We start from the raw sequence: 19,268 nt of genomic DNA, 5'->3' as shown, positions 1-19,268 counted from the left end.
CGTATCGTGGTCCCCCGACCGCCCGGACGATGACCCCCGATCGACCGGAGGGGTCGGCGGAAGTTGTCACACCCCAGCGATAGAGCTGGACTCGATCCGACGCAGCAAGGGGGGCACCCGTGTCGGTCACCGACGAGACGCGTGCGGAACGGACCGGGGGACAACCGTCCGAGCCGCCGCCGCGCGATACGGCGTTCGAGAAGACACCGCCGCAGGACGTGGCCGCCGAGCAGTGCGTGCTCGGCGGCATGCTGCTCTCCAAGGACGCCATCGCGGACGTCGTGGAGATCCTGAAGACCAACGACTTCTACCGCCCCGTCCACGCCACCATCTTCGACGCGATCCTCGACATCTACGGACGCGGCGAACCCGCCGACCCGATCACGGTGGCTGCCGCGCTCGCCGACTCCGGCGACCTCGCCCGCATCGGCGGCGCGCCCTACCTGCACACGCTCATCGCCAGCGTGCCCACCGCCGCGAACGCCGCCTACTACGCCCGCATCGTCGGCGAACGAGCGGTGCTCCGCCGCCTGGTCGAGGCCGGCACCCGGATCGTGCAGCTCGGCTACGGCACCGGCCAGGGCGGCAGCCGCGACGTGGACGACATCGTCGACCTCGCCCAGCAGGCCGTCTACGAGATCACCGAGAAGCGCGTCAGCGAGGACTTCGCGGTCCTGGCCGACATGCTGCAGCCGACGCTCGACGAGATCGAGGCGGTCGGCGCCCAGGGCGGCATGATGACCGGTGTGCCGACCGGCTTCACCGACCTGGACCGGCTGCTCAACGGCCTGCACGCCGGCCAGTTGATCATCGTGGCCGGCCGGCCCGGTCTGGGAAAGGCGCTCGCGCTCGACACCCCACTGCCCACTCCGCAGGGGTGGACCACCATGGGTGCGGTACGCGTCGGCGACGAGCTGCTCGCGGCCGACGGCACCCCGACGACAATCACCAACGTCTTCGACGTGATGCACGACCGCCCCTGCTACGAGGTCGAGTTCTCCGACGGCTCCGTCATCGTGGCGGACGCCGAACACCTGTGGAAGACCACGACCCGGGCCAGCCGGCGCCAGCCCGAGGCACGCGAACGGCGCCACTGGGCCGAGCCGGCGCTGGCGAAGGTACGAGCGGCCGAGGCGACCGCATCCGCCGAGCCCCACCGCCTGGTCACCCTCGCGGAAACCCTCGAACAGGTCGGTCCGGAGTTCCGCAACGTGCTTCACACGGTGGCGCAGACGGTGGGTTCCAACGGCCGGATCGCCCGCCCGGTGACCCGGGCGGGCAAGACGCGCAACTGGACGGCGCCGGGCTACCCGGTGGGCGCGTTGATCTCCGGCCTCCGTGCACGAGCGGAACGACCGGTCAACGCCGGCGCCCGCGCCGAGCATGACGGGATCGTCACGACGGCGCAGATCGCGGCCACGCTACGTACCGATACGGCCGACCGCCGTCTCAACCATGCCGTGCGGAACTGCGCACCGCTCCGACTCCCGGAACGGGATCTGGCCGTTCCGCCGTACACCCTCGGGGTGTGGCTCGGCGACGGGCACACCGGGGCCAGCCGCTTCACCACAGCGGACGCGGAGATGGTCGACTTCGTGGCCCAGGACGGCTTCGTGGTGCGCCCGAGCGGGCCCATGGTCTACAGCGTGCACCTGCCCACGCCGGCCAGGACGGTGGACCGCACCTGCGTCGACTGCGGCGGCTCCACCCGTGCCCTGCGGGAGAACCCCGGCACCCGCCGCTGCGCCGAGTGCCACAAGCGGAACGGCTCCTTCCTGGCCCTGCTCCGCCGAGTCGGGGTGGCCTACGACAAGCACATTCCGCAGGACTACCTGCGCGCCTCCGAACCTCAGCGCCGGGCGTTGCTCGCCGGGCTGATGGACACCGACGGCACGGTGGCGCCGACGGGGAACCTGCAGTACACGTCCACCTCGCGGCGCTTGATCGCCGACGTGCGGGAACTCGTCGTCAGCCTGGGCTATCGGTGCGCCATGACCGAGCGCAAGGTGCGCGGCCGTACCGAGGAATCGTCTGTCGCGTACACGCTGAACTTCTCCACCCCGGACACGGTCTTCCGGCTGGATCGGAAGCGGACCGTCCACGCGGCCCGGCGCCGGACGTCCTCGGACGTCCGCTCCCACTCGCGGTTCATCGTGGACGTCCGTCCGGTGGCGAGCGTTCCGGTGCGATGCGTGACCGTCGACAATCCCGACCATCTCTACCTGGCGGGCCACTCGATGATTCCGACGCACAACAGCACGGCGAGCATGGATTTCGCCCGTAACGCGGCAATTCGTGCCAACCAGGCGGCGGCGATCTTCTCGCTGGAAATGAGCAAGGTCGAGATCGTCATGCGACTGCTCTCGGCCGAGGCGCGCGTACCGCTGCACGTGCTGCGCAGCGGGCAGCTCTCCGACGACGACTGGACCAAGCTGGCCCGCTGCATGGGCGAGATCAGCGAGGCGCCGCTCTTCGTCGACGACACGCCGAGCATGAACCTGATGGAGATCCGGGCGAAGGCGCGGCGGCTCAAGCAGAAGCACGATCTGAAGTTGATCGTGGTCGACTATCTCCAGCTGATGACCTCACCGAAACGCACCGAGAGTCGGCAGCAGGAGGTCGCGGACCTGTCCCGTGGCCTGAAGCTGCTGGCCAAGGAAGTTGAGTGCCCGGTGATCGCGGTGAGTCAGCTGAACCGTGGCCCGGAGCAGCGCACTGACAAGCGTCCCCAGCTTTCCGACCTGCGTGAGTCGGGCTGTCTGACGGCGGATACGAGACTCGTCAGAGCCGATGACAACTCGGAGATCACCCTCGGAGCACTCCTGGCCGGGAATGTCAGGGACATCCCAGTCTGGGCCCTCGACGAAGGTCTCCGCTATACCCCCCGGACGCTCACGCACGCCTTTTCCAGTGGGACACGCGAGGTGTTCCGGATGACACTTTCATCCGGGAAGCAAGTGGAAGCGACCGCCAACCACCCATTCCTCACGTTCGGTGGTTGGCTGCCACTGGGAGAACTCACGGTGGGGACCCGGCTTGCCGCACCTCGGCACATTCCGCCGCCACTGAACATTCAGCCGTGGGCCGAGCCGGAGGTGGTAATGCTGGCTCACCTCCTCGGAGACGGCTCGTTCGTCCGCCGGCAGCCGATCCGCTACGCCAGTTGTGACGAGGCCAACCTGGCGGCCGTGACGGAGGCCGCGACGCATTTCGGGATCACGGCTGTGCGAGACGACTATCCGGCCGCCCGAGTGACCACGCTCCGACTGCCGGCACCATTCCGGCTCGCCCGCGGGCGGCGGAATCCGATCGCCGAGTGGTTGGACGGGTTGGGGCTGTTCGGGCTGCGGTCCCACGAAAAGTTCGTGCCAAAAGCGGTGTTCGGCCTGCCCAAGGAGCAGATCACGCTCTTCCTGCGGCATATCTGGGCGACGGACGGGTCCGTAACCGTCAACAAGTCTGGTCGAGGCGGACGGGTCTACTTCTCCTCGACATCGCGGCGCATGCTGGAGGACATTTCACGCCTGCTGCTTCGCTACGGAATCTCGGCTCGATTGCGACAGGTTCCGGTCGCTCGACACCGGCCGCAGTACACCCTGGACATCTCTGGTCGCGATGACCAGCTCCGTTTCCTTCGGGAGATCGGTGTGCACGGCGAGCGCGCCAACGGCTGCGCAGCGCTGCTGGTGATTCTCGAATCCGTCGTCAGCAACCCCAACGTGGACACCGTGCCCACGGAGGTGTGGTCACGGGTTCGAGAGGTCCTGGCGGAGCGCAAGATGAGCCACCGAAAGTTTGCGGCCGCGGTCGGCACCCAGTTCTCCGGCAGCGCGATGTGGAAGCATGCACCCAGCCGGTCTCGTCTCGCCAAGGTGGCCGCGGTGCTGGACTCTGCGGATCTTGATTTGCACGCGACGAACGATGTCTTCTGGGACGAGATCGTCTCGATCGAGTCGGTCGGCGAGAAGGACGTTTACGACGCCACGGTGCTCGGCACACACAACTTCATCGCCAACGGCATCGCCGCGCACAACTCGATTGAGCAGGATGCGGACGTTGTCATCCTTCTGCACCGAGACGACTACTACGACAAGGAGTCGCCGCGCGCGGGCGAGGCGGACTTTATTGTTGCCAAGCACAGAAATGGGCCGACCGACACGGTGACGGTCGCGGCCCAGCTGCACCTGTCGCGCTTCGTGGACATGGCCATCGTGTGAGCGGCGTCAGCCGAGCAGCGGGAACCAGCCGGCGGCCTCGCCCAGTTCCAGCCGGTCCCGGTCGGTCAGCGGCACGCGGCCGGCGGCCTTCAGCAGGTACTCGTGGTCGTCCCAGCCGGTCGGCCGTACCGCCTCGTCGCTGAGCAGGCCGTCCATCGTGGTCACCGCGACCCGCGTCGGGTCCGCCGCCGGCAGCGGCGCGTCCGGCAGGTCCACCACCAGGTCGAGGTGGTGGATGACCGCCTCGGTGGTCAGGGTGGCGAGCAGATGGGGTACGCGCAGCACGTGGCCCTGGGTGGTCACGTATCCGTCGGGGTCGGCTGCGGTGGCCGCGCGGACGGCGGCGGGCGCGGTGTCGGACCAGAGTTGGACCACACCCGAGGGCCGGTCGAAGGCGACGGCTGAGCGGCGCGCCCACCAGGCGTGCCGGGCGCTCGCGTTGTCGTCGGCGGGGGTGAACGCGCGCCAGTAGCTGACGTCGTCCACGTCGGCCGGTCCGGGTGCGGGGCTGGCCAGGGCGACGAGCGCGCGCTGGGCGTCGCAGAGCACGTGGAAGAGCAGGTCGGCGACGAGCCAGCCGCGGCACCGGGTGGGCCGTTGCAGGCCGGCGTCGTCGAGCGGGGTGACCACGGCGGTGATGCCGTCGTACGCCTGGGCCAGCGCCTCGTGCTGCCGGATCGGGCTCATGTCGTGCAGCCTGCCACGGCCCGCCGCGCCCGGCAGGGTGAAGAAGCGCGACGGGCACGCCGGGTCGATGCGATGCACCGGCCCGGCGTGGGGCGTCGGCGGCGGTCAGTCGAAGAGTTCGCCGAGGAAGCCGTGCTTCTTCTTCCGGCGGTAGTGGCCGTGGTAGCCGTAGTGCTGCTGCTGGCTGTGGCCGTACGCGGGCTGCGCGTAGCCGTGGCCGGGCGGCGGCGGAGGGGGCGGGGGGACGGCGCCGTAGCCGGGCTGGTGCGGCGCGGCGGCGGGCGGGGGCGGCGGGGGCGGCGGGTAACCGGCGCCGGAGGGCGCGGCCTGCCGGGCGCCGCCGTGCTGCTGGTTCCAGTTGGCCTCGGCATCGAACAGTTTTTCCAGCTCGCCGCGGTCGAGGAAGATGCCCCGGCATTCGCCGCACTGGTCGATGACTACTCCGCTGCGCTCGTACTGGCGCATTTCTCCGCGGCACTTGGGACAGGTCATCTGCATGACAACGACGGTACCGGGTGTTTTCACGCAGTGGCGGTCAGCGCCTGCGTCACCTCGTCGTCGGAGACCTCGTGGAAGTCCTCGTAGTACGCGCCGACGGCGGCGAAGTCGGGCGGGAGTTGGCAGCTCACGACCGTGTCGGCTTCGGACGCGAGCATCTCGTACGCCTGCTCGGAGCCGACCGGGCCGGCGACCAGGACGCGGGCGGCGCCGAGGTGGCGGGCGACCTGGACGGCGGCGCGTGCGGTGGCGCCGGTGGCGAGTCCGTCGTCCACGACGACGGCGGTGCGTCCGGTGAGGTCCAGCGGCGGGCGGCCGCCGCGGTAGCGCTGCTCACGACGTTCCAGTTCGGCCTGTTCGCGGCGGCGGACCTGGGCGCGGTCGTTCTCGCTGATCCGGCCGGCGACCATCTCGTTGAGGACCTGCACGCCGCCGGGGCCGAGCGCGCCGTACGCGACCTCGGGCGCCCAGGGCACGCCGAGCTTGCGGACGACGAGCACGTCGAGGGGTGCGCCGAGCCGTTCGGCGATCACCTGGGCGACGGGTACGCCGCCGCGGACCAGGCCGAGCACGATGACGTCGGGTCGGCCGGCGAGGTCGGTCAGGCGCTCGGCGAGAGCCCGTCCCGCCTCGGCCCGGTCGCGGTAGGTGGTCATCCCTCAGGTGTACGCCTTCCGGCCGCGTCGCGCGGGGCGGTTGCCGGGAATGCCGTCGGGTCCGCTGGTCGGGTGAGCGCCAGTGCCGGGGCGAGCACGAGCAGCGCGGCCGGGTAGAGCAGGTAGCCGAAGCGGGTGGAGGGCATGAGGAGGATCGCGGCGAGCAGCCCGTACCCGCAGATGATCGTGGTGGTGGCGGCGGTGCGGGGCGGGCGGCGCAGCAGCCGGACGGCGATCGCGAGTCCGGCGGCGACGAGCAGCGCGGCGGCGATCGCCCGGCCGGCCGGGAGCGTCTCGGCGATCAGGTGCCCGGGGAAGGGCGACTGGGCGGGACTGGTCACCATGCCGTGGCCGAGGGGGAAGCGCAGGACGTTCTCGACGAGGGCGTCGCGGTCGACGAGCAGTACCGGGACCAGCGCGAGGACGGGTAGGCCGAGGGCGCCGAGGGCGGTGCGCAGGGTGGCGCGGCGGGTGGCGGCCCAGAAGAGCAGGACGAGGGCGATCGGCCAGGCGAAGAGTTTCAGCGCGCCGGCGGCGCCGATCGCGAGACCGGCGCGGCCGGGGTGTCTGGCGGCGGCGAGCGCGAGGGCGAGCAGGCAGAGCGCGAGTACGGGCAGGTCGTCGCCGCCGGTGGCCAGGGTGAGCGCGCAGATGGGCAGGACGGTGGCGGCCTGGACGGCGCGCAGCACGGCGGCGTCGCGGCGGGGCGCGGCGGGGCCACCGGCGGCGCGCAGCGTGGCGACGAGGGCGATCAGGGTGAGCGCGGTGACCACGGCGAACCAGATGCGGGCGTCGGTCCACCAGGCGTCCACCGCGGCCCGGGGCAGCCCGAACAGCGCCATGCCGGGCTGGTAGGGGGTGTAGCCGAGGAGTTGTTCGCCGGGGGGCAGCGCGGCGATGGCGTCGGGGCCGAGGTAGGGGGTGCCGTGCTCGGCGAGGCGTGTGCCGGCGTTCTCCACGACGATCACCTCCTCCTGGGCGCGGTCGGTGCGTCCGCCGGCCCGTTCGAGGCTCTGCGTGACGATCGGGAGCAGCGCGGTGGTGGCCCAGGTGATTCCGGTGACCGTCCAGCGTGCGGGCAGCGCGGCCAGGGGTGTGCCGGCGGCGCGGCGGCGGGCGAGCAGTTGAGCGGTCGCCGCGAGGGTGGCGAGCGCGTACCCGAAGGTGGCGACGGCGCCCCAAGCGCGGTGCGGCGGCAGCGTGGAGGTGGCGGCGGTGATCGCGGCGAAGATGGTGGCGGCGGTGTAGAGGCCCAGGTCGAGGGCGAGGCCACCGGCTGCGGTGTCGAGTGCCGACCAGCGGCGGGAGACGGGGGTCGCGGGGTCGGCGTGGGCGGTCACGCGGGCCAGTCTGGCAGACCGGCGCGGTGGCCCGGCGGGGTCAGGGTTGCCGGGAGTCGCCGGCGGCGGCCGGGTTGGGGCGGGTGCGGGCACCGCCGGCGCGGCGTCCGGGGAGGCGGATCACGGCGCCCGCGTCGTGCAGTGCGGGTGCGAGCGCGCCGGTCCGCCCGCCGTGGCCGCGTTGGAGGCTGGCGAGCAGCGCGCCGGCGGGCAGTGGCCGGGCGAACAGGTGGCCCTGGCCGGCGGCGCAGCCGAGTTCCCAGAGGGCGCGGCGCTGGGGTTCGCTCTCGACGCCCTCGGCGACGACTGTGAGGTTGAGGCTGCGGCCGAGGTCGAGGGTGGAGCGGATGACGGCGGCGGCCTCGGGCGCGGTCTCCATGGCGGTGACGAAGCTGCGGTCGATCTTCAGTTCGTGCACGGGGATGCGGGAGAGCAGGGAGAGCGACGAGTATCCGGTGCCGAAGTCGTCGAGCGCCAGGCGGACGCCGGAGTCGCGCAGCCGGCTGAGGACGCGGTCGACCACGTCGAGCTGGCTGAGCGTGAGCGTCTCGGTCAGTTCCAGCACGAGCCGGTCCGGTGGGAGGTCGTGGGCGCGCAGCCGGGCCAGCACCGCGCCGGGGAAACGGGCGTCGAGCAGGCTGCGGGGGGACACGTTGACCGAGACGGGCAGGTCGAAGCCGGCGTCGCGCCAGGAGCCGGCGGCGATGAGCGCCTGGTCGAGGATCGCCTCGGCGAACGCGGGCAGCAGTCCGGAGCGTTCCACCGCTTCGAGGAAGCGCAGCGGGTCGATGAGCCCGTGGGTGGGGTGGTGCCAGCGGGCCAGGGCCTCCGCGCCGATCACCTCGCCGCTGCCGAGGTCGACGATGGGCTGGAAGTTGACTGTGAATTCATGGTCGGCGACGGCGCGGGGCAGTTCACCGCCGAGGGTGAGCCGGCTCAGGTCGGCGGTGTCGCGGGCGGGCGCGTAGGTGGCGAGGCGTTGGCCGGCGCGTTTGGCCTGGTACATGGCCACGTCGGCGCGGCGCAGCAACTCGGGCATCCCGCCGGTGGCGGGGGCGACGGCGATGCCGCCGCTGGCCTCCACGCTGATCCGCATGCCGTCCACGTCGAGCGGGTCGTGCAGGGCGTTGAGCAGGGCCTCGGCGCGGTGGGAGGCGACGGCCGGGGCGGGCAGGCCGCGCAGCAGCACGGCGAACTCGTCCCCGCCGAGCCGGGCGACCAGGTCGTCGGGGCGGGCGGCGTCGCGCAGCCGCTCGGCGACCTGGATCAGCACCCGGTCGCCGGCGCCGTGGCCGAGGGTGTCGTTCACTTCCTTGAAGTGGTTGAGGTCGATCAGCACCAGCGCGGTGACGCCGTCGGCGTGCCGGGTGGTGAGCTGGGCGCTGCCCTCGTCCAGCAAATGACGCCGGTTGGACAGGCCGGTGAGGGCGTCGTGGGTGGCGGCGTAGGCGTGGTCCTCTGCGATGCGGGCGAGTTCGGCGTACGCCTGGGCGTTGCGGACCGCGGTGCACAGGGCGGAGGCGAAGGTACGCAGGGTGTACTGCTCCCGCTCGGAGAGCTCGACCGGCCCGGCGAACCGCAGCCGCAGCACGCCGAGGTCGTCGGTGCGGTTGTGGCCTTCCAGCGCGACCGGCATGACCCGGCCGTCGATGTCGCTGGGCCGGGGCGACGTTCCGTCGTACGCGATGCCTGCGGCGTTGCCGCGGACGGTGCGTCCGCCCTCGCGCAGTTCGATCTCGATCTCGTCGGCGGAGAAGAGTTCGCTGGCTTCGGTGACGGCGGTGGTCAGCACCTGGTCGAGGTCGACCACGTTGAGCGCGTCGGTGGCGCGGGCGAGGCGTTGCCACGCCTGCTGTTCGGTGCGGGTCCGGATCCGACTGGAGTAGGCCAGGTGGAGGCTGAGCACCAGTGCCGGTACGGCGGGCAGCAGCCGGGGGTCGACCCGCAGGATGAGTACGGTGCAGGCGGCCACCAGGAACCGCAGGCCGAAGCCGGCGATGCGGAGGTCGAGGTCGTCGCGGAACTGCCGGAGGACGGGCGTGCGGGAGGCGAGCGCGATGACCGGGATCGCGAGGACGTCGTCGAGGATCGCGGCCACCAGGTAGACGAATCCCAGCAGCACGACGATGCCGAGCGGCTCGCGGGGTGGCCAGGCGCTGCCCAGGGCCAGTGCGGCGACTGTGGCTCCGCCGGCCACCAGTGTGTGCTTCGCGATGGCGAATGCCACCTTGATGGGGGCGAGGCGGGTCACCGATCCGCATGCCACCCCGATCCCGGTGGCCAGGATGACCCACGAGGGCGGAGCGACGGCGAGGCCGATGACGATCGCGGTCTCGACCCAGGCGAAGTAGAAGGTGGTCGAGCGGATCCGTAGGCGTGTCTTGATGACGGTGGCCAGCGTCACCGTCAGCACGAGGGCTGTGACGGTGACGAAGTCACGTGCGGAGTCAGGGTGTTGCGTGCGGGCGGAGAAGATCGCGGTGAGGGCGACGATCGTCGCCCCCGCGACCAACGTGTAGACGATCCCGCGCAGGCGCGAGTCGACAGCCGTTCGGCTTTCCGTCGCTCGGCTCAACCGGAGTCACCCGCCGCTCACCGTCGATATGCGATGAGCGGCAGCCTACCGCTTCGCCCGTGGCCGGGAAACTCAGGAAACTCATCCCCATTCGGTGCTGCGCATTGTGCTGCCCCCTTCGGATTCGCTACGGGGCGGAATCGCGGTGGACCGAAGCCGTTACTTCGGTCTGATTTCGCGAATTGCCCGCCGGTCGTCCTGTGCCTTCTTGGCGCCTATGGGCGCCGTACTGCCTGAAGGCAGATTAGGGGATATCCGACTGGTTCGAAAGAATTAATGTCGGTATGCGCAATATAAGTAAGTATCGCCGATTAAATGACGTTCTGTCCACGGGCGGTGTGCGGAGCGGAGCCGATCGTCTCCTTCACGTACCCGCGCAGTCGCTCAGCGCCATCAGATTGGCCGAGGTGGCTTACGTCGCCTGTAGCGTCGTCGCGGCGGCGAAACATTACAACCGTGCTTTGGGCGGCTTCTGCGGTCGGGTCGGATGAGGACCGGAGGGGCCTTGGCGAGGGCATCGGCTTTGTGGCAATCGATTACGCCGCGGCCTGGCGCGGGCAAGAGCCGACTGAGGCCGGAACCGCAGCATGGAAATCCACGTTGTCGGCGGTCTGGCGGTGCGGCTCGGCGCCGCGGATCTCTCGCTCGGCACCCCCGAACAGCACTTGGCTCCCGATGCACGACCTGCTGGACGAGTTGTGGGCCGACGATCCGCCCCGCTCCGCGATCGCCGATGTCCGGAGGTACGTCGGCAACCTGTACCGGCTGACCGCGCGGTGGCGCCACGCCCGGGGGTTGATGCGAGCGGGAGAGCCGGCGTAGGCGGTCCCGTTGCCGGAGGACGTGGCGGCCGTCTACCGCGCGAGGCCCGCACCGACGAACTGGGTGTGCCACCCCAGCGAGGAGATGGAGCAGCTACGGGGCGCCGCCGCGCTCGCCCGTCGACGGCTCCCCGACTCCGGACACGACGCGGAAACAAATTCAGAAAGGCACTCACAAGCGCGACTGGCTGCCGCGCACAGTGCCGGACTTCGTCGGTCGGAAGGAAATTGTCGATCGCTTATTGCACGACGTGGGCGAGCGATCCGGGAGCGGCCCGACGATCCGCCTGATCGACGGCACGGCGGGCTGCGGCAAGACGACACGTGCCCTGCACGTACCTCGCGGCCGGCCTGCTCGGACACACCGAGGACACGTGGACGAGCCTGCCGCAGCGCTTGACATCCTGCTTCGCCAAATGGGTGTGCCGACCGGCCGGATACCGATGGAACTGCCCGATCGATTGGAGATGTGGCGACGGGAAGTGGCCATGAGATCGGCGATTGTGGTGCTCGACAACGCTGCGGACACCCGATAGCAGCGGCGCTCCTCCCCGCCGACGGCCGCGCTCGTCGTACCCGGCGGATAGGGTCGGGCCGTGACCGAACCCGCGCAGCTCACCCACGTCGACCCGGCCGGCGCGGCCGGGATGGTCGACGTCTCCGCCAAGCCGGTCTCGGGCCGGCTCGCGGTCGCCGCCGGCCGGCTCCGCACCACCGCCGAGGTGGTCGAGCTGCTGCACCGTGACGGCCTGCCCAAGGGCGACGCGCTCGCCGTCGGCCGGCTCGCCGGCATCATGGGCGCCAAGCGCACGCCCGACCTGATCCCGCTCTGCCACCCGATCGCGCTGCACGGCGTCACCGTCGACCTCGACCTCACCGCCGACACGGTGGAGATCACCGCCACCGCGAAGACCGCCGACCGCACGGGCGTCGAGATGGAGGCGCTGACCGCGGTGGCGGTCGCCGGCCTCGCCCTGGTCGACATGGTCAAGGCGGTCGACCCGGCCGCCTCGGTGGAGGCCGTCCGGGTGCTCCGCAAGGAGGGCGGCAAGACCGGCGAGTGGGTCCGGCCGGAGGACCGGCCGTGATCCGGGCCCGGGTGATCGTGGCCTCCAACCGGGCCGCCGCCGGGGTGTACGAGGACACCAGCGGCCCGCTGCTCGTGACCGGCCTGCGCGAGCTGGGCTGCGAGGTCGACCCGCCGGTGGTGGTGCCGGACGGCGACCCGGTCGGTCAGGCGCTGCTCGCCGCCCGCGAGGAGCGCGTCGACGTGGTGCTGACCAGCGGCGGCACCGGCATCACCCCGACCGATCGCACGCCCGAGGTGACCCGCGCGCTGCTCGACTACGAGATCCCCGGCATCGCCGAGGCGATCCGCGCGTACAGCCGCGACACCGTGCCGGCCGCGGCGCTGTCCCGAGGGCTGGCCGGGGTGACCGGCCGGACGCTCGTGGTCAACCTGCCCGGTTCGCGGGGCGGCGCCCGCGACGGCCTGGCGGTGCTCGGGCCGATCCTGCGGCACGCCGTCGACCAGCTTCGCGGCGGCGACCACTGAACCCGCGGGCCGCGTGCCCCGGCGTTAGGCTCGCCGGATGAGCACGGAAACCGAAGCCGCCGCGGCCGAGGCGGCCACGCCACCCCCGGCCGGGTGGGAGGAGGCCCGCTCCCGGGTGTACGCGGTGGGCCTGTCCGCCGCGCTCCCCGCAGTCGCCCGCCCGCTGGCCGAGGCCGACGGGCACACCCTGGCCGAGCCGCTGACGACGCGTACCGACCTGCCGGCGTTCCCCACGTCCAGCGTGGACGGCTGGGCGGTGCGTGGGCCGGGGCCGTGGCGGGTGGTCGGGCGGGTGCTCGCCGGGCACACCACGCCGCCGCTGGAGGCCGACGGCACCACTGTCGAGATCGCCACCGGCGCGATGGTTCCCGAGGGCACGACCGCGATCCTGCGGATCGAGGATTCGGCCCGCACGGCGGACGGCCGGGTGACCGGCACGCCCCGTACCCAGCCGGAGTGGCGGGAACCGGGCGAGGAGGCGAACGTCGGGGAGGAGCTGCTGCCCGCCGGCACGCCTGTGGATCCGGCGGTGATCGGCCTGGCCGCCTCCTGCGGGCACGACACGCTGCGGGTCCGCCGCCCGCCCCGGGCCGCGCTGCTGGTCTTCGGCGACGAGCTGCTCACCTCGGGTCCGCCGGGCGCGGGCCGGGTCCGCGACGCGCTCGGCCCGTCGGTGCCCGCCTGGCTGCGCCGCTACGGCTGCCAGGTGCGTACGGCCGACGTGGTCGGCCCGGTCGCCGACACGCTTCCCGCGCACGTGGCGGCGTTGCGTGGCGCGCTCGCCAACGCCGACCTGGTCTGTACCACCGGCGGCACCATGCACGGGCCGGTCGATCACCTGCACCCGACGCTGGAGGCGCTCGGCGCCGACTACGTGGTCAACACGGTGGCGGTGCGCCCGGGCTTCCCGATGCTGCTCGCCCGGCTGGTGGACGACGACGGGCGGGTGCGGTTCGTGGCCGGTCTGCCCGGCAACCCGCAGTCCGCGGTGGTGGCGCTCGTGTCGCTCGTCGCGCCGCTGCTCGCCGGCCTCACCGGCCGGCCGATGCCGGTGCTGCCGCACGTGACGCTGGCCGAGCCGATTCCCGGGCGCGGCGACTACACCCATCTGGCGCTGGCCCGCTGGGACCGGATCGCCGGCACCGCGTACCCGGTGCGGCACGTCGGCTCGGCCATGCTGCGGGGTCTGGCGGGCGCGGACGGTTTCGCGGTGATCCGGCCCGGCACCAGCGGTGCGGCCGGCGACCGGGTGCCGCTCGTGCCGCTGCCGCTGACCCCCGGGGAGCGTGCCGGATGAGCGCGACGAACGAGCCGACGGGAGACGTCGTGACTGTGGAGGCAGGCGTGGTGCTCGGCGCGGTGACCGACCGGCCGCTCGACCTGGCCGCGCACGAGGCGGCGGTCGCCGACCGCCGGGCCGGCGCGGTGGTGTCCTTCCAGGGCGTGGTTCGCGACCACGACCACGGGCGGGGGGTCACCCGTCTGGAGTACGAGGGCCACCCCACCGCCGAGGCGGTGCTGCGCGAGGTGGCGGCCGAGGTCGCCGCCGACCCGGCGGTGTACGCGGTCGCGGTGTCGCACCGGATCGGCCCGCTGGAGATCGGCGACGTGGCGCTGGTGGCGTCGGTCAGCACGGCGCACCGGGCGGCGGCGTTCGCCGCGTGCGCACGGCTGGTCGACGAGGTCAAGGCGCGGCTGCCGATCTGGAAGCGGCAGGTCTTCGACGACGGCACCGAGGAATGGGTGAACTGCCCCTGAGGGCTCAGCGCCGGGCGGCGGCGCGAGGCTCAGCGCCGGGCGGCGAGCGCGCCGCCGCGGCTCAACCGGTCGTGGTAGAACGCGGGCTCGGCGCCCGGACGCCACGGCAGCGCCGCGACCAGCACGATCAGCGCGATGGCCAGGGAGTTCTCCATGAGCGCGCCGAACAGGCCGTCCTGGTAGTGGGACACCTCGGGGAGCTGGTGCTCGTACGGCCAGATCGGTGAGATCAGGAACAGCAGGTAGAGCCCGAGCGCGCCCGCGCCGTGGCGGAGCCCGGTGAGCGTCGGGTACCAGATGGGCGGGCGCAGCGCGGGCACCCCGTTGGCGGAGGGCCCGCTGCCGCGCAGGGGCAGGCCACGGCTGGCGTCGCGGCGGCGTACCGCGGCGTCGGCCAGCACGATGATCGCCGGGATGACCCAGATCAGGTGGTGCGACCAGGAGATCGGGCTGATCACGTTGGCGGTGAGCCCGACGAGTGTGAACGCGGTCAGCTCGTCGCCGTCGGCGCGGGCGCTGATCGCCCGGGACAGGCCCAGCGCCAGGAGCAGCACCGAGAAGGCGAGCCAGAGCAGACCGGGCGTCTCGATCGAGTCGTAGAGCCGCGCCAGCAGCCCGGCGAGGGACTGGTTGGCGGTCATGTCCGCCGCACCGACCCGCTCGGTCTGCCACAGCACGCTCGTGAAGTAGGCGCGGGACTCCTCGCCGACCACACCGAACGACGCGATGGTCACGCCGATCGTGGTGCCGACAGCGGTGAGCGCGGCCCGCCACTGCCGGGTGAGCATCAGGTAGGCGACGAACAGCGCCGGGGTGAGCTTGACGGCGGTCGCGAGCCCGATGCCGACGCCCGCCCAGGCGCCGCTGTAGACGAACCGGGCCAGCGGCGAGTCGGCGGTCTCGTGGTGAGTGCCCCGCTTGGCGCGCCAACGCAGGCCCACCATGTCGGCCATGATCAGCGCGAACAGCAGCAGGTTGACCTGGCCGTAGCCGAGCGTCTCCCGGGACGGCTCGATGGCCACCGCGAGCGGGGTGGCGATGCCGACGGTGAACCAGAGCGGCCAGCCGAGCCGGTCCACGATGGGGCGCAGCAGCGCCGCCAGGACGACCGCGAGCGCGCCGATGCTCGCCAGCGCGTTGACGAAACCGGCGCCGTCGACCGGCAGCCAGGACATCGGCAGCATGACCAGGCCGGCGAACGGCGGGTAGGTGAAGCCCAGTGTGGTCGACGGCGCGACGAAGTCGTACAGCTCGTTGCCGCTGGCCCACCACACCACCGCGCCGTGGTAGATCTTCATGTCGAAGAAGTTGTACGGCCGTCCGAAGGCGCCGATGGCCAGCCACGCGACGTACGACACGGTGGCGACGACGCCGAGGCGCACGACGGTCCGGCGGTCGACGCGGGAGGTCGGGGCGAGGCGGTTGGTCCGTCTACCGACTGACGTCGGCATGGCGTGGCCACCCCCGTACCAAGGTCGTCGTACCCGTCCAGGTCCAGAACGGAGCCTAGAACGGCGCCTCACGTTGCTGCCTCCCGCGTTACGCGACCGTGTCCGATCCCACACGTGTTTGCGACATTTCCACCGCGTTAACGGGTCTCGGACGGTTCAGGTGATTGGTGGCCTTGCGGGGGGTGGTGGCCGTACGAAAGGGCTGTCAGCCAGGCATTCTGCGGGCGGTCGCCGCGGAGCGTACGGCGATCTTCGCGTCGCGCCGCGCGGTGCGGACCGCACGCTTGACCGACCGGCGCGAGTGGTCGATCCGGTGGCCCGCGCGCCAGCGCAGCCCCGGCTTGCCCTCGGTGTCGGCGGCGGCGAGGAGGAGGCCACCGAGCAGGCCGAGGTTCTTCAGGAAGTGGACCTGGTTGTTGTTGCGCGCCGCCGGGTCGTCGTTCTTCCAGAAGGCGTGACCGGCGGCCGTGGTCGGGATCAGGGAGCCGGCGAGCACCAGCGCCACCGGGCGGGTGAACCGGCCGGTGGCCAGCATCAGGCCGCCGACGAGCTGGGTGGCGGCGTTGGCCCGGATGAGCGACACGGTGTCGGTGGGGATGCGCGGGTGGACGTTGCGGATCAGCGGGGCGACCTTCCCGGTGACCGGTTCCGCGGCCTGCACCAGCCGTTCCGGGTTCTGCAGGTTGCGGGCGCCGCTGACCACGAAGATGCCGCTCAACATGACTCGGGCGAGGGAGCGCACAGGCTTCATGGCTCAGTCTTACCCCGTCGCGGGCGTCGCCATCCCCGCAACACACGAAAGGTATCGGCCGACGTGGACGTCCGGACGGTATCGATTTCAGCGACAGTCGCGGATGGACCGGTCGCGTTCGGTAAGGTCGCGCGGGTGACGACGCTGCGACTACGCCCGGAGGGCACGGCCGACGAGCCGGCGGTGGCCCGGGTGCTGGCCGCCGCCTTCGCCCGGCCCGACGTGGCCACCCCGCCGGAGGTCGGCTTGGTCGAGGAGCTGCGGCACAGCCCGGCATGGATTCCCGAGCTGGCCATGGTCGCCGAGTACGGCGGCGAGGTGGTGGCGTACGCGCTGCTCACGCGCGTGGGTGTACGCACCGACGACGGCCGCGTGTGGCCGGCGCTGGCCCTGGGCCCGGTGGCCGTGGCGCGGCACCGGCAGCGGCTCGGTCACGGCACGGCGGCGGTGCAGGCGGCGCTCGACGCGGCCACCGAGCTGGGCGAGCGGCTGGTGGTGGTGCTGGGCGACCCGGCGTACTACCGGAGGTTCGGGTTCGGCCGGGCGGACCGGCTGGGCCTGACCAGCCCCTGGTCCGGGCTGGGCGAGCCGTGGCAGGCGCTGGTGCTGCCGCCGTCGGCGAGCGAGGAGCCGCCGCCCCCGTCCGGCGAGGTGGTCTTCCCGCCACCGTGGTCGCGGGTCTGAGCCGACGCCATCTGGGCCGGCGCGGCCTGAGCCGTCAGGTGGGCTGGGTGCGCAGGTAGCGGCCGAAGTGCGGCACGGTGAACGCCACCGTCCCCCGCTCCCCGGAGTAGATCAGCCCCTTCTTGATGAGCGCGTCGCGGGCCGGGGAGAGGCTGGCCGGCTTGCGGCCGAGCGCGCGGGCGATCTCGGCGGTGGGCACCGCGGCGTCCATGTCGTCGCGGCCGGCGTCCTCGCCGTCCACCAGCGCCAGCGTCGCCATGGCCCGCATGTATTCGCGTTCGGCCGGGGTGGCCCGCTCGAACCGGGAACCGAAGAACCCCACTGCCAGCTCCGCCTCCGCCTCGGGCGCGGCGACGCGGACGTCCGCCGCGGTGATCGGCGAGCGGGGCGCGTGGTCCCAGGTGGCCTTGCCGTACGCCTGGACGAAGTAGGGGTAGCCGCCGGACTTCTCGTAGAGCAGGTCGAGGGCCTTCTGCTCGTACTCGACCTCCTCCCGCTCGGCCGGCGCACAGAGCGCCTGGTCGGCGGCGATCCGGTCGAGCCGGTCGATGCGCTGGTAGCGGTAGAGCCGCTCCGAGTAGGACTTGGCGGCGCTGAGCACGGCCGGCAGGTGCGGCAGCCCCGCGCCCACCACGATGAGCGGCGCGCCGAGCTGGGACAGCTCGTGGCAGGCGGCGCAGAGCGCGGAGACGTCCTCGGCGCCGACGTCCTGCATCTCGTCGATGAAGATCGCGATGCCGGTGCCGACGTCGGTGGCGACCGCCGCCGCGTCGCTGAGCAGCTCGACCAGGTCGATCTCGATGTCGCCGGAGTCGGCGCGTCCGCTGCTCGCGGGTACGTCGATGCCGGGCTGCCAGCGGTCGCGCAGCTTGGGCGCCGCGCCACCGCGTCCGGTGGGCGCGGAGCGTTGCGCGAACGCCTTGAGTACGCCGAGGAAGGCGTCGATCCGATCCGGCGCGCGGTGCCGGGGCGCCAGTTCACGGACCGCCATGTGCAGCGCGGCGGCGATCGGACGGCGCAGCGACTGGTCCGGCCGCGCCTCGATCTTGCCGGTGCCCCAGAGGTGGTTGATCGCCTCGGACCGCAGCGTGTTGAGCAGGACCGTCTTGCCCACGCCGCGCAGCCCGGTGAGCATCAGGCTGCGTTCGGGCCGGCCGCGCGCGATGCGTTCCAGCACCACGTCGAACACGTCGAGTTCCCGCCCCCGCCCGGCGAGTTCGGGCGGGCGCTGGCCGGCGCCCGGCGCGTACGGATTGCGGACCGGATCCACGAATCGCACAGTATCGGGTTCTCTAGCGACCAGGCTAGACGTGCGTAGAGGCGGCTACCGCGTGTCGGCCTCGACATAAAACTAGGGCTGTCTAGCGTGGATGCTAGACAGCCCTAGTTTTGGTTACCGACGGGCCGGGGAGCCTCAGCGGCGCTTCAGGCAGAGCACGAAATCGAGCGTGTCCAGCTCACTGTCGAAGAAGTACCAGTCGGTGTAACCGTCGACCTTCCCGCACTTCGCCTCCGCGTCCTTCTTGCCGCTCGTCGCGCCGTCGACGCGCCGCAGCACCTCGTACGTCTTCGGGGCGCAGTCGGCGATCACCAGCTTCGGCTGCCCGCCGCCGCCCTCGTTGGCGACGCACTGGCCCGCCTTCACGAAACGCGGATCGGTCGAGGAGGCCGGCGCCGGCGCCGTGGGCGTCGCCTCCGCCGGATCGCTCGGCGCCGCCTCGGTCGGATCAGCGGCCGGCGCGGTGGCCGCCGTCGTCCCGGCCGTCGGACTCTCCTCGTCCCGGCCGAGCATCCAGTACGCCCCGGCGCCCCCGAGCAGCAGAACCGCCAGCACGACCACTACCACCAGCAGCGGGCCCTTGCCCCGCTTCGGCGGCGTCGGCTCGGCGTACGGTGGCTCCCCGCCGTACGCCGGTCCGGGGGACCAGGCCGGCCCCGGCTCGTAGCGCTGCGTCGGCGGCCCGTACTGATCCGCCGGCGGGCCGTACCGGTCTGCGGGCCCGTACTGGTGGGTCGGCGGCCCGTACTGATCTTCGGGTGGGCCGTACGGCCGCGCGCCCGGCGGCGGGCCGTACTGCGGGTCGGGTTGCCCGGCGTAACGAGGGTCGCCCTGCGGGGCGTAGCGGGGATCGGACTGCGGGGCGTAGCCGTCGTCGGGCCGTCCCCAGGGGTCGGGGGAGCCGCCGCCCGGTGGACCGAAGTTCGACATGAACGCCTCCTGCGTACGCCAGTGCTGAGAGGCCGGCCACCAACTGGGGACGCCGACGCCGTGGTC

The 19,268-nt window shown here is 72.3% G+C and carries 15 protein-coding genes; 6 read left to right on the top strand and 9 right to left on the bottom strand.

The window, feature by feature from the left end; genetic code table 11:
* Positions 1-119 precede the first annotated feature (119 nt).
* Positions 120-4,217 (top strand): replicative DNA helicase, encoded by a 4,098-nt coding sequence (locus tag MicB006_RS31400; protein WP_116510978.1) that lies wholly within the window; start codon positions 120-122, stop codon positions 4,215-4,217.
* Between the two features lie 6 nt (positions 4,218-4,223).
* Here the strand turns inward: MicB006_RS31400 and MicB006_RS31395 are convergent, their stop codons facing one another.
* From MicB006_RS31395 to MicB006_RS31375, 5 genes are all read right to left on the bottom strand, one after another.
* Positions 4,224-4,904 (bottom strand): maleylpyruvate isomerase N-terminal domain-containing protein, encoded by a 681-nt coding sequence (locus tag MicB006_RS31395; protein ID WP_116512019.1) that lies wholly within the window; start codon positions 4,902-4,904, stop codon positions 4,224-4,226.
* Positions 4,905-5,009: 105 nt separating this feature from the next.
* The gene (locus tag MicB006_RS31390; protein ID WP_116510976.1) at positions 5,010-5,402 is read right to left on the bottom strand and encodes a zf-TFIIB domain-containing protein; all 393 of its coding nucleotides are present in this window, start codon (positions 5,400-5,402) and stop codon (positions 5,010-5,012) included.
* 23 nt (positions 5,403-5,425) lie between these two features.
* Positions 5,426-6,058, bottom strand: a complete 633-nt coding sequence (locus tag MicB006_RS31385; RefSeq protein WP_116510974.1) for a phosphoribosyltransferase — start codon at positions 6,056-6,058, stop codon at positions 5,426-5,428.
* Positions 6,055-7,398 carry a glycosyltransferase 87 family protein gene (locus MicB006_RS31380; RefSeq protein WP_116510972.1) on the bottom strand — a complete coding sequence of 448 codons (1,344 nt, stop codon included), beginning with the start codon at positions 7,396-7,398 and terminating at the stop codon, positions 6,055-6,057. Before MicB006_RS31380 ends, MicB006_RS31385 begins: the two co-directional genes overlap by 4 nt.
* Positions 7,399-7,438: 40 nt before the next feature.
* Positions 7,439-9,973 carry a putative bifunctional diguanylate cyclase/phosphodiesterase gene (locus tag MicB006_RS31375; protein ID WP_370013398.1) on the bottom strand — a complete coding sequence of 845 codons (2,535 nt, stop codon included), beginning with the start codon at positions 9,971-9,973 and terminating at the stop codon, positions 7,439-7,441.
* Between the two features lie 1,417 nt (positions 9,974-11,390).
* On the opposite strand from MicB006_RS31375, the gene moaC reads away from it, so the two are divergent.
* From moaC to MicB006_RS31355, 4 genes are read left to right on the top strand one after another with little or no spacing between them, the layout of a single operon-like run.
* Complete coding sequence (gene moaC, locus MicB006_RS31370) at positions 11,391-11,882, top strand: cyclic pyranopterin monophosphate synthase MoaC (protein WP_116510968.1); 492 nt, start codon at positions 11,391-11,393, stop codon at positions 11,880-11,882.
* Positions 11,879-12,349 (top strand): molybdenum cofactor biosynthesis protein B, encoded by a 471-nt coding sequence (locus MicB006_RS31365; protein ID WP_116512017.1) that lies wholly within the window; start codon positions 11,879-11,881, stop codon positions 12,347-12,349. The genes moaC and MicB006_RS31365 overlap by 4 nt, the downstream gene beginning before the upstream one ends.
* A 37-nt stretch (positions 12,350-12,386) precedes the next feature.
* Positions 12,387-13,646, top strand: a complete 1,260-nt coding sequence (locus MicB006_RS31360) for a molybdopterin molybdotransferase MoeA (protein WP_116510967.1) — start codon at positions 12,387-12,389, stop codon at positions 13,644-13,646.
* Positions 13,643-14,107, top strand: coding sequence for a molybdenum cofactor biosynthesis protein MoaE (locus MicB006_RS31355; protein ID WP_073831130.1), 465 nt, complete (start codon positions 13,643-13,645; stop codon positions 14,105-14,107). The genes MicB006_RS31360 and MicB006_RS31355 overlap by 4 nt, the downstream gene beginning before the upstream one ends.
* 29 nt (positions 14,108-14,136) lie before the next feature.
* Here MicB006_RS31355 and MicB006_RS31350 read toward each other — a convergent pair whose 3' ends face one another.
* Positions 14,137-15,558 (bottom strand): glycosyltransferase 87 family protein, encoded by a 1,422-nt coding sequence (locus MicB006_RS31350; protein ID WP_116510965.1) that lies wholly within the window; start codon positions 15,556-15,558, stop codon positions 14,137-14,139.
* A 205-nt stretch (positions 15,559-15,763) separates the two neighbouring features.
* Positions 15,764-16,309: a DoxX family protein gene (locus MicB006_RS31345; RefSeq protein WP_116510963.1), complete on the bottom strand. Its 546-nt coding sequence runs from the start codon at positions 16,307-16,309 to the stop codon at positions 15,764-15,766.
* Between the two features lie 135 nt (positions 16,310-16,444).
* Between MicB006_RS31345 and MicB006_RS31340 the strand changes: the two genes are divergently transcribed.
* Positions 16,445-16,993 carry a GNAT family N-acetyltransferase gene (locus MicB006_RS31340; RefSeq protein WP_073831127.1) on the top strand — a complete coding sequence of 183 codons (549 nt, stop codon included), beginning with the start codon at positions 16,445-16,447 and terminating at the stop codon, positions 16,991-16,993.
* A gap of 34 nt (positions 16,994-17,027) precedes the next feature.
* Here MicB006_RS31340 and MicB006_RS31335 read toward each other — a convergent pair whose 3' ends face one another.
* Both MicB006_RS31335 and MicB006_RS31330 read right to left on the bottom strand, forming a co-directional pair.
* Positions 17,028-18,263, bottom strand: a complete 1,236-nt coding sequence (locus tag MicB006_RS31335; RefSeq protein WP_073831126.1) for an ATP-binding protein — start codon at positions 18,261-18,263, stop codon at positions 17,028-17,030.
* A 144-nt stretch (positions 18,264-18,407) separates the two neighbouring features.
* Positions 18,408-19,202, bottom strand: a complete 795-nt coding sequence (locus tag MicB006_RS31330) for a flagellar basal body protein FliL (protein ID WP_116512015.1) — start codon at positions 19,200-19,202, stop codon at positions 18,408-18,410.
* Between the last annotated feature and the right edge of the window lie 66 nt (positions 19,203-19,268).

Origin of the sequence: Micromonospora sp. B006, assembly GCF_003408515.1 — a bacterium.
In the GTDB taxonomy this organism is placed as follows: Bacteria; Actinomycetota; Actinomycetes; order Mycobacteriales; family Micromonosporaceae; genus Micromonospora; species Micromonospora echinospora_A.
This window is presented reverse-complemented; position numbering and strand designations above follow the sequence as displayed.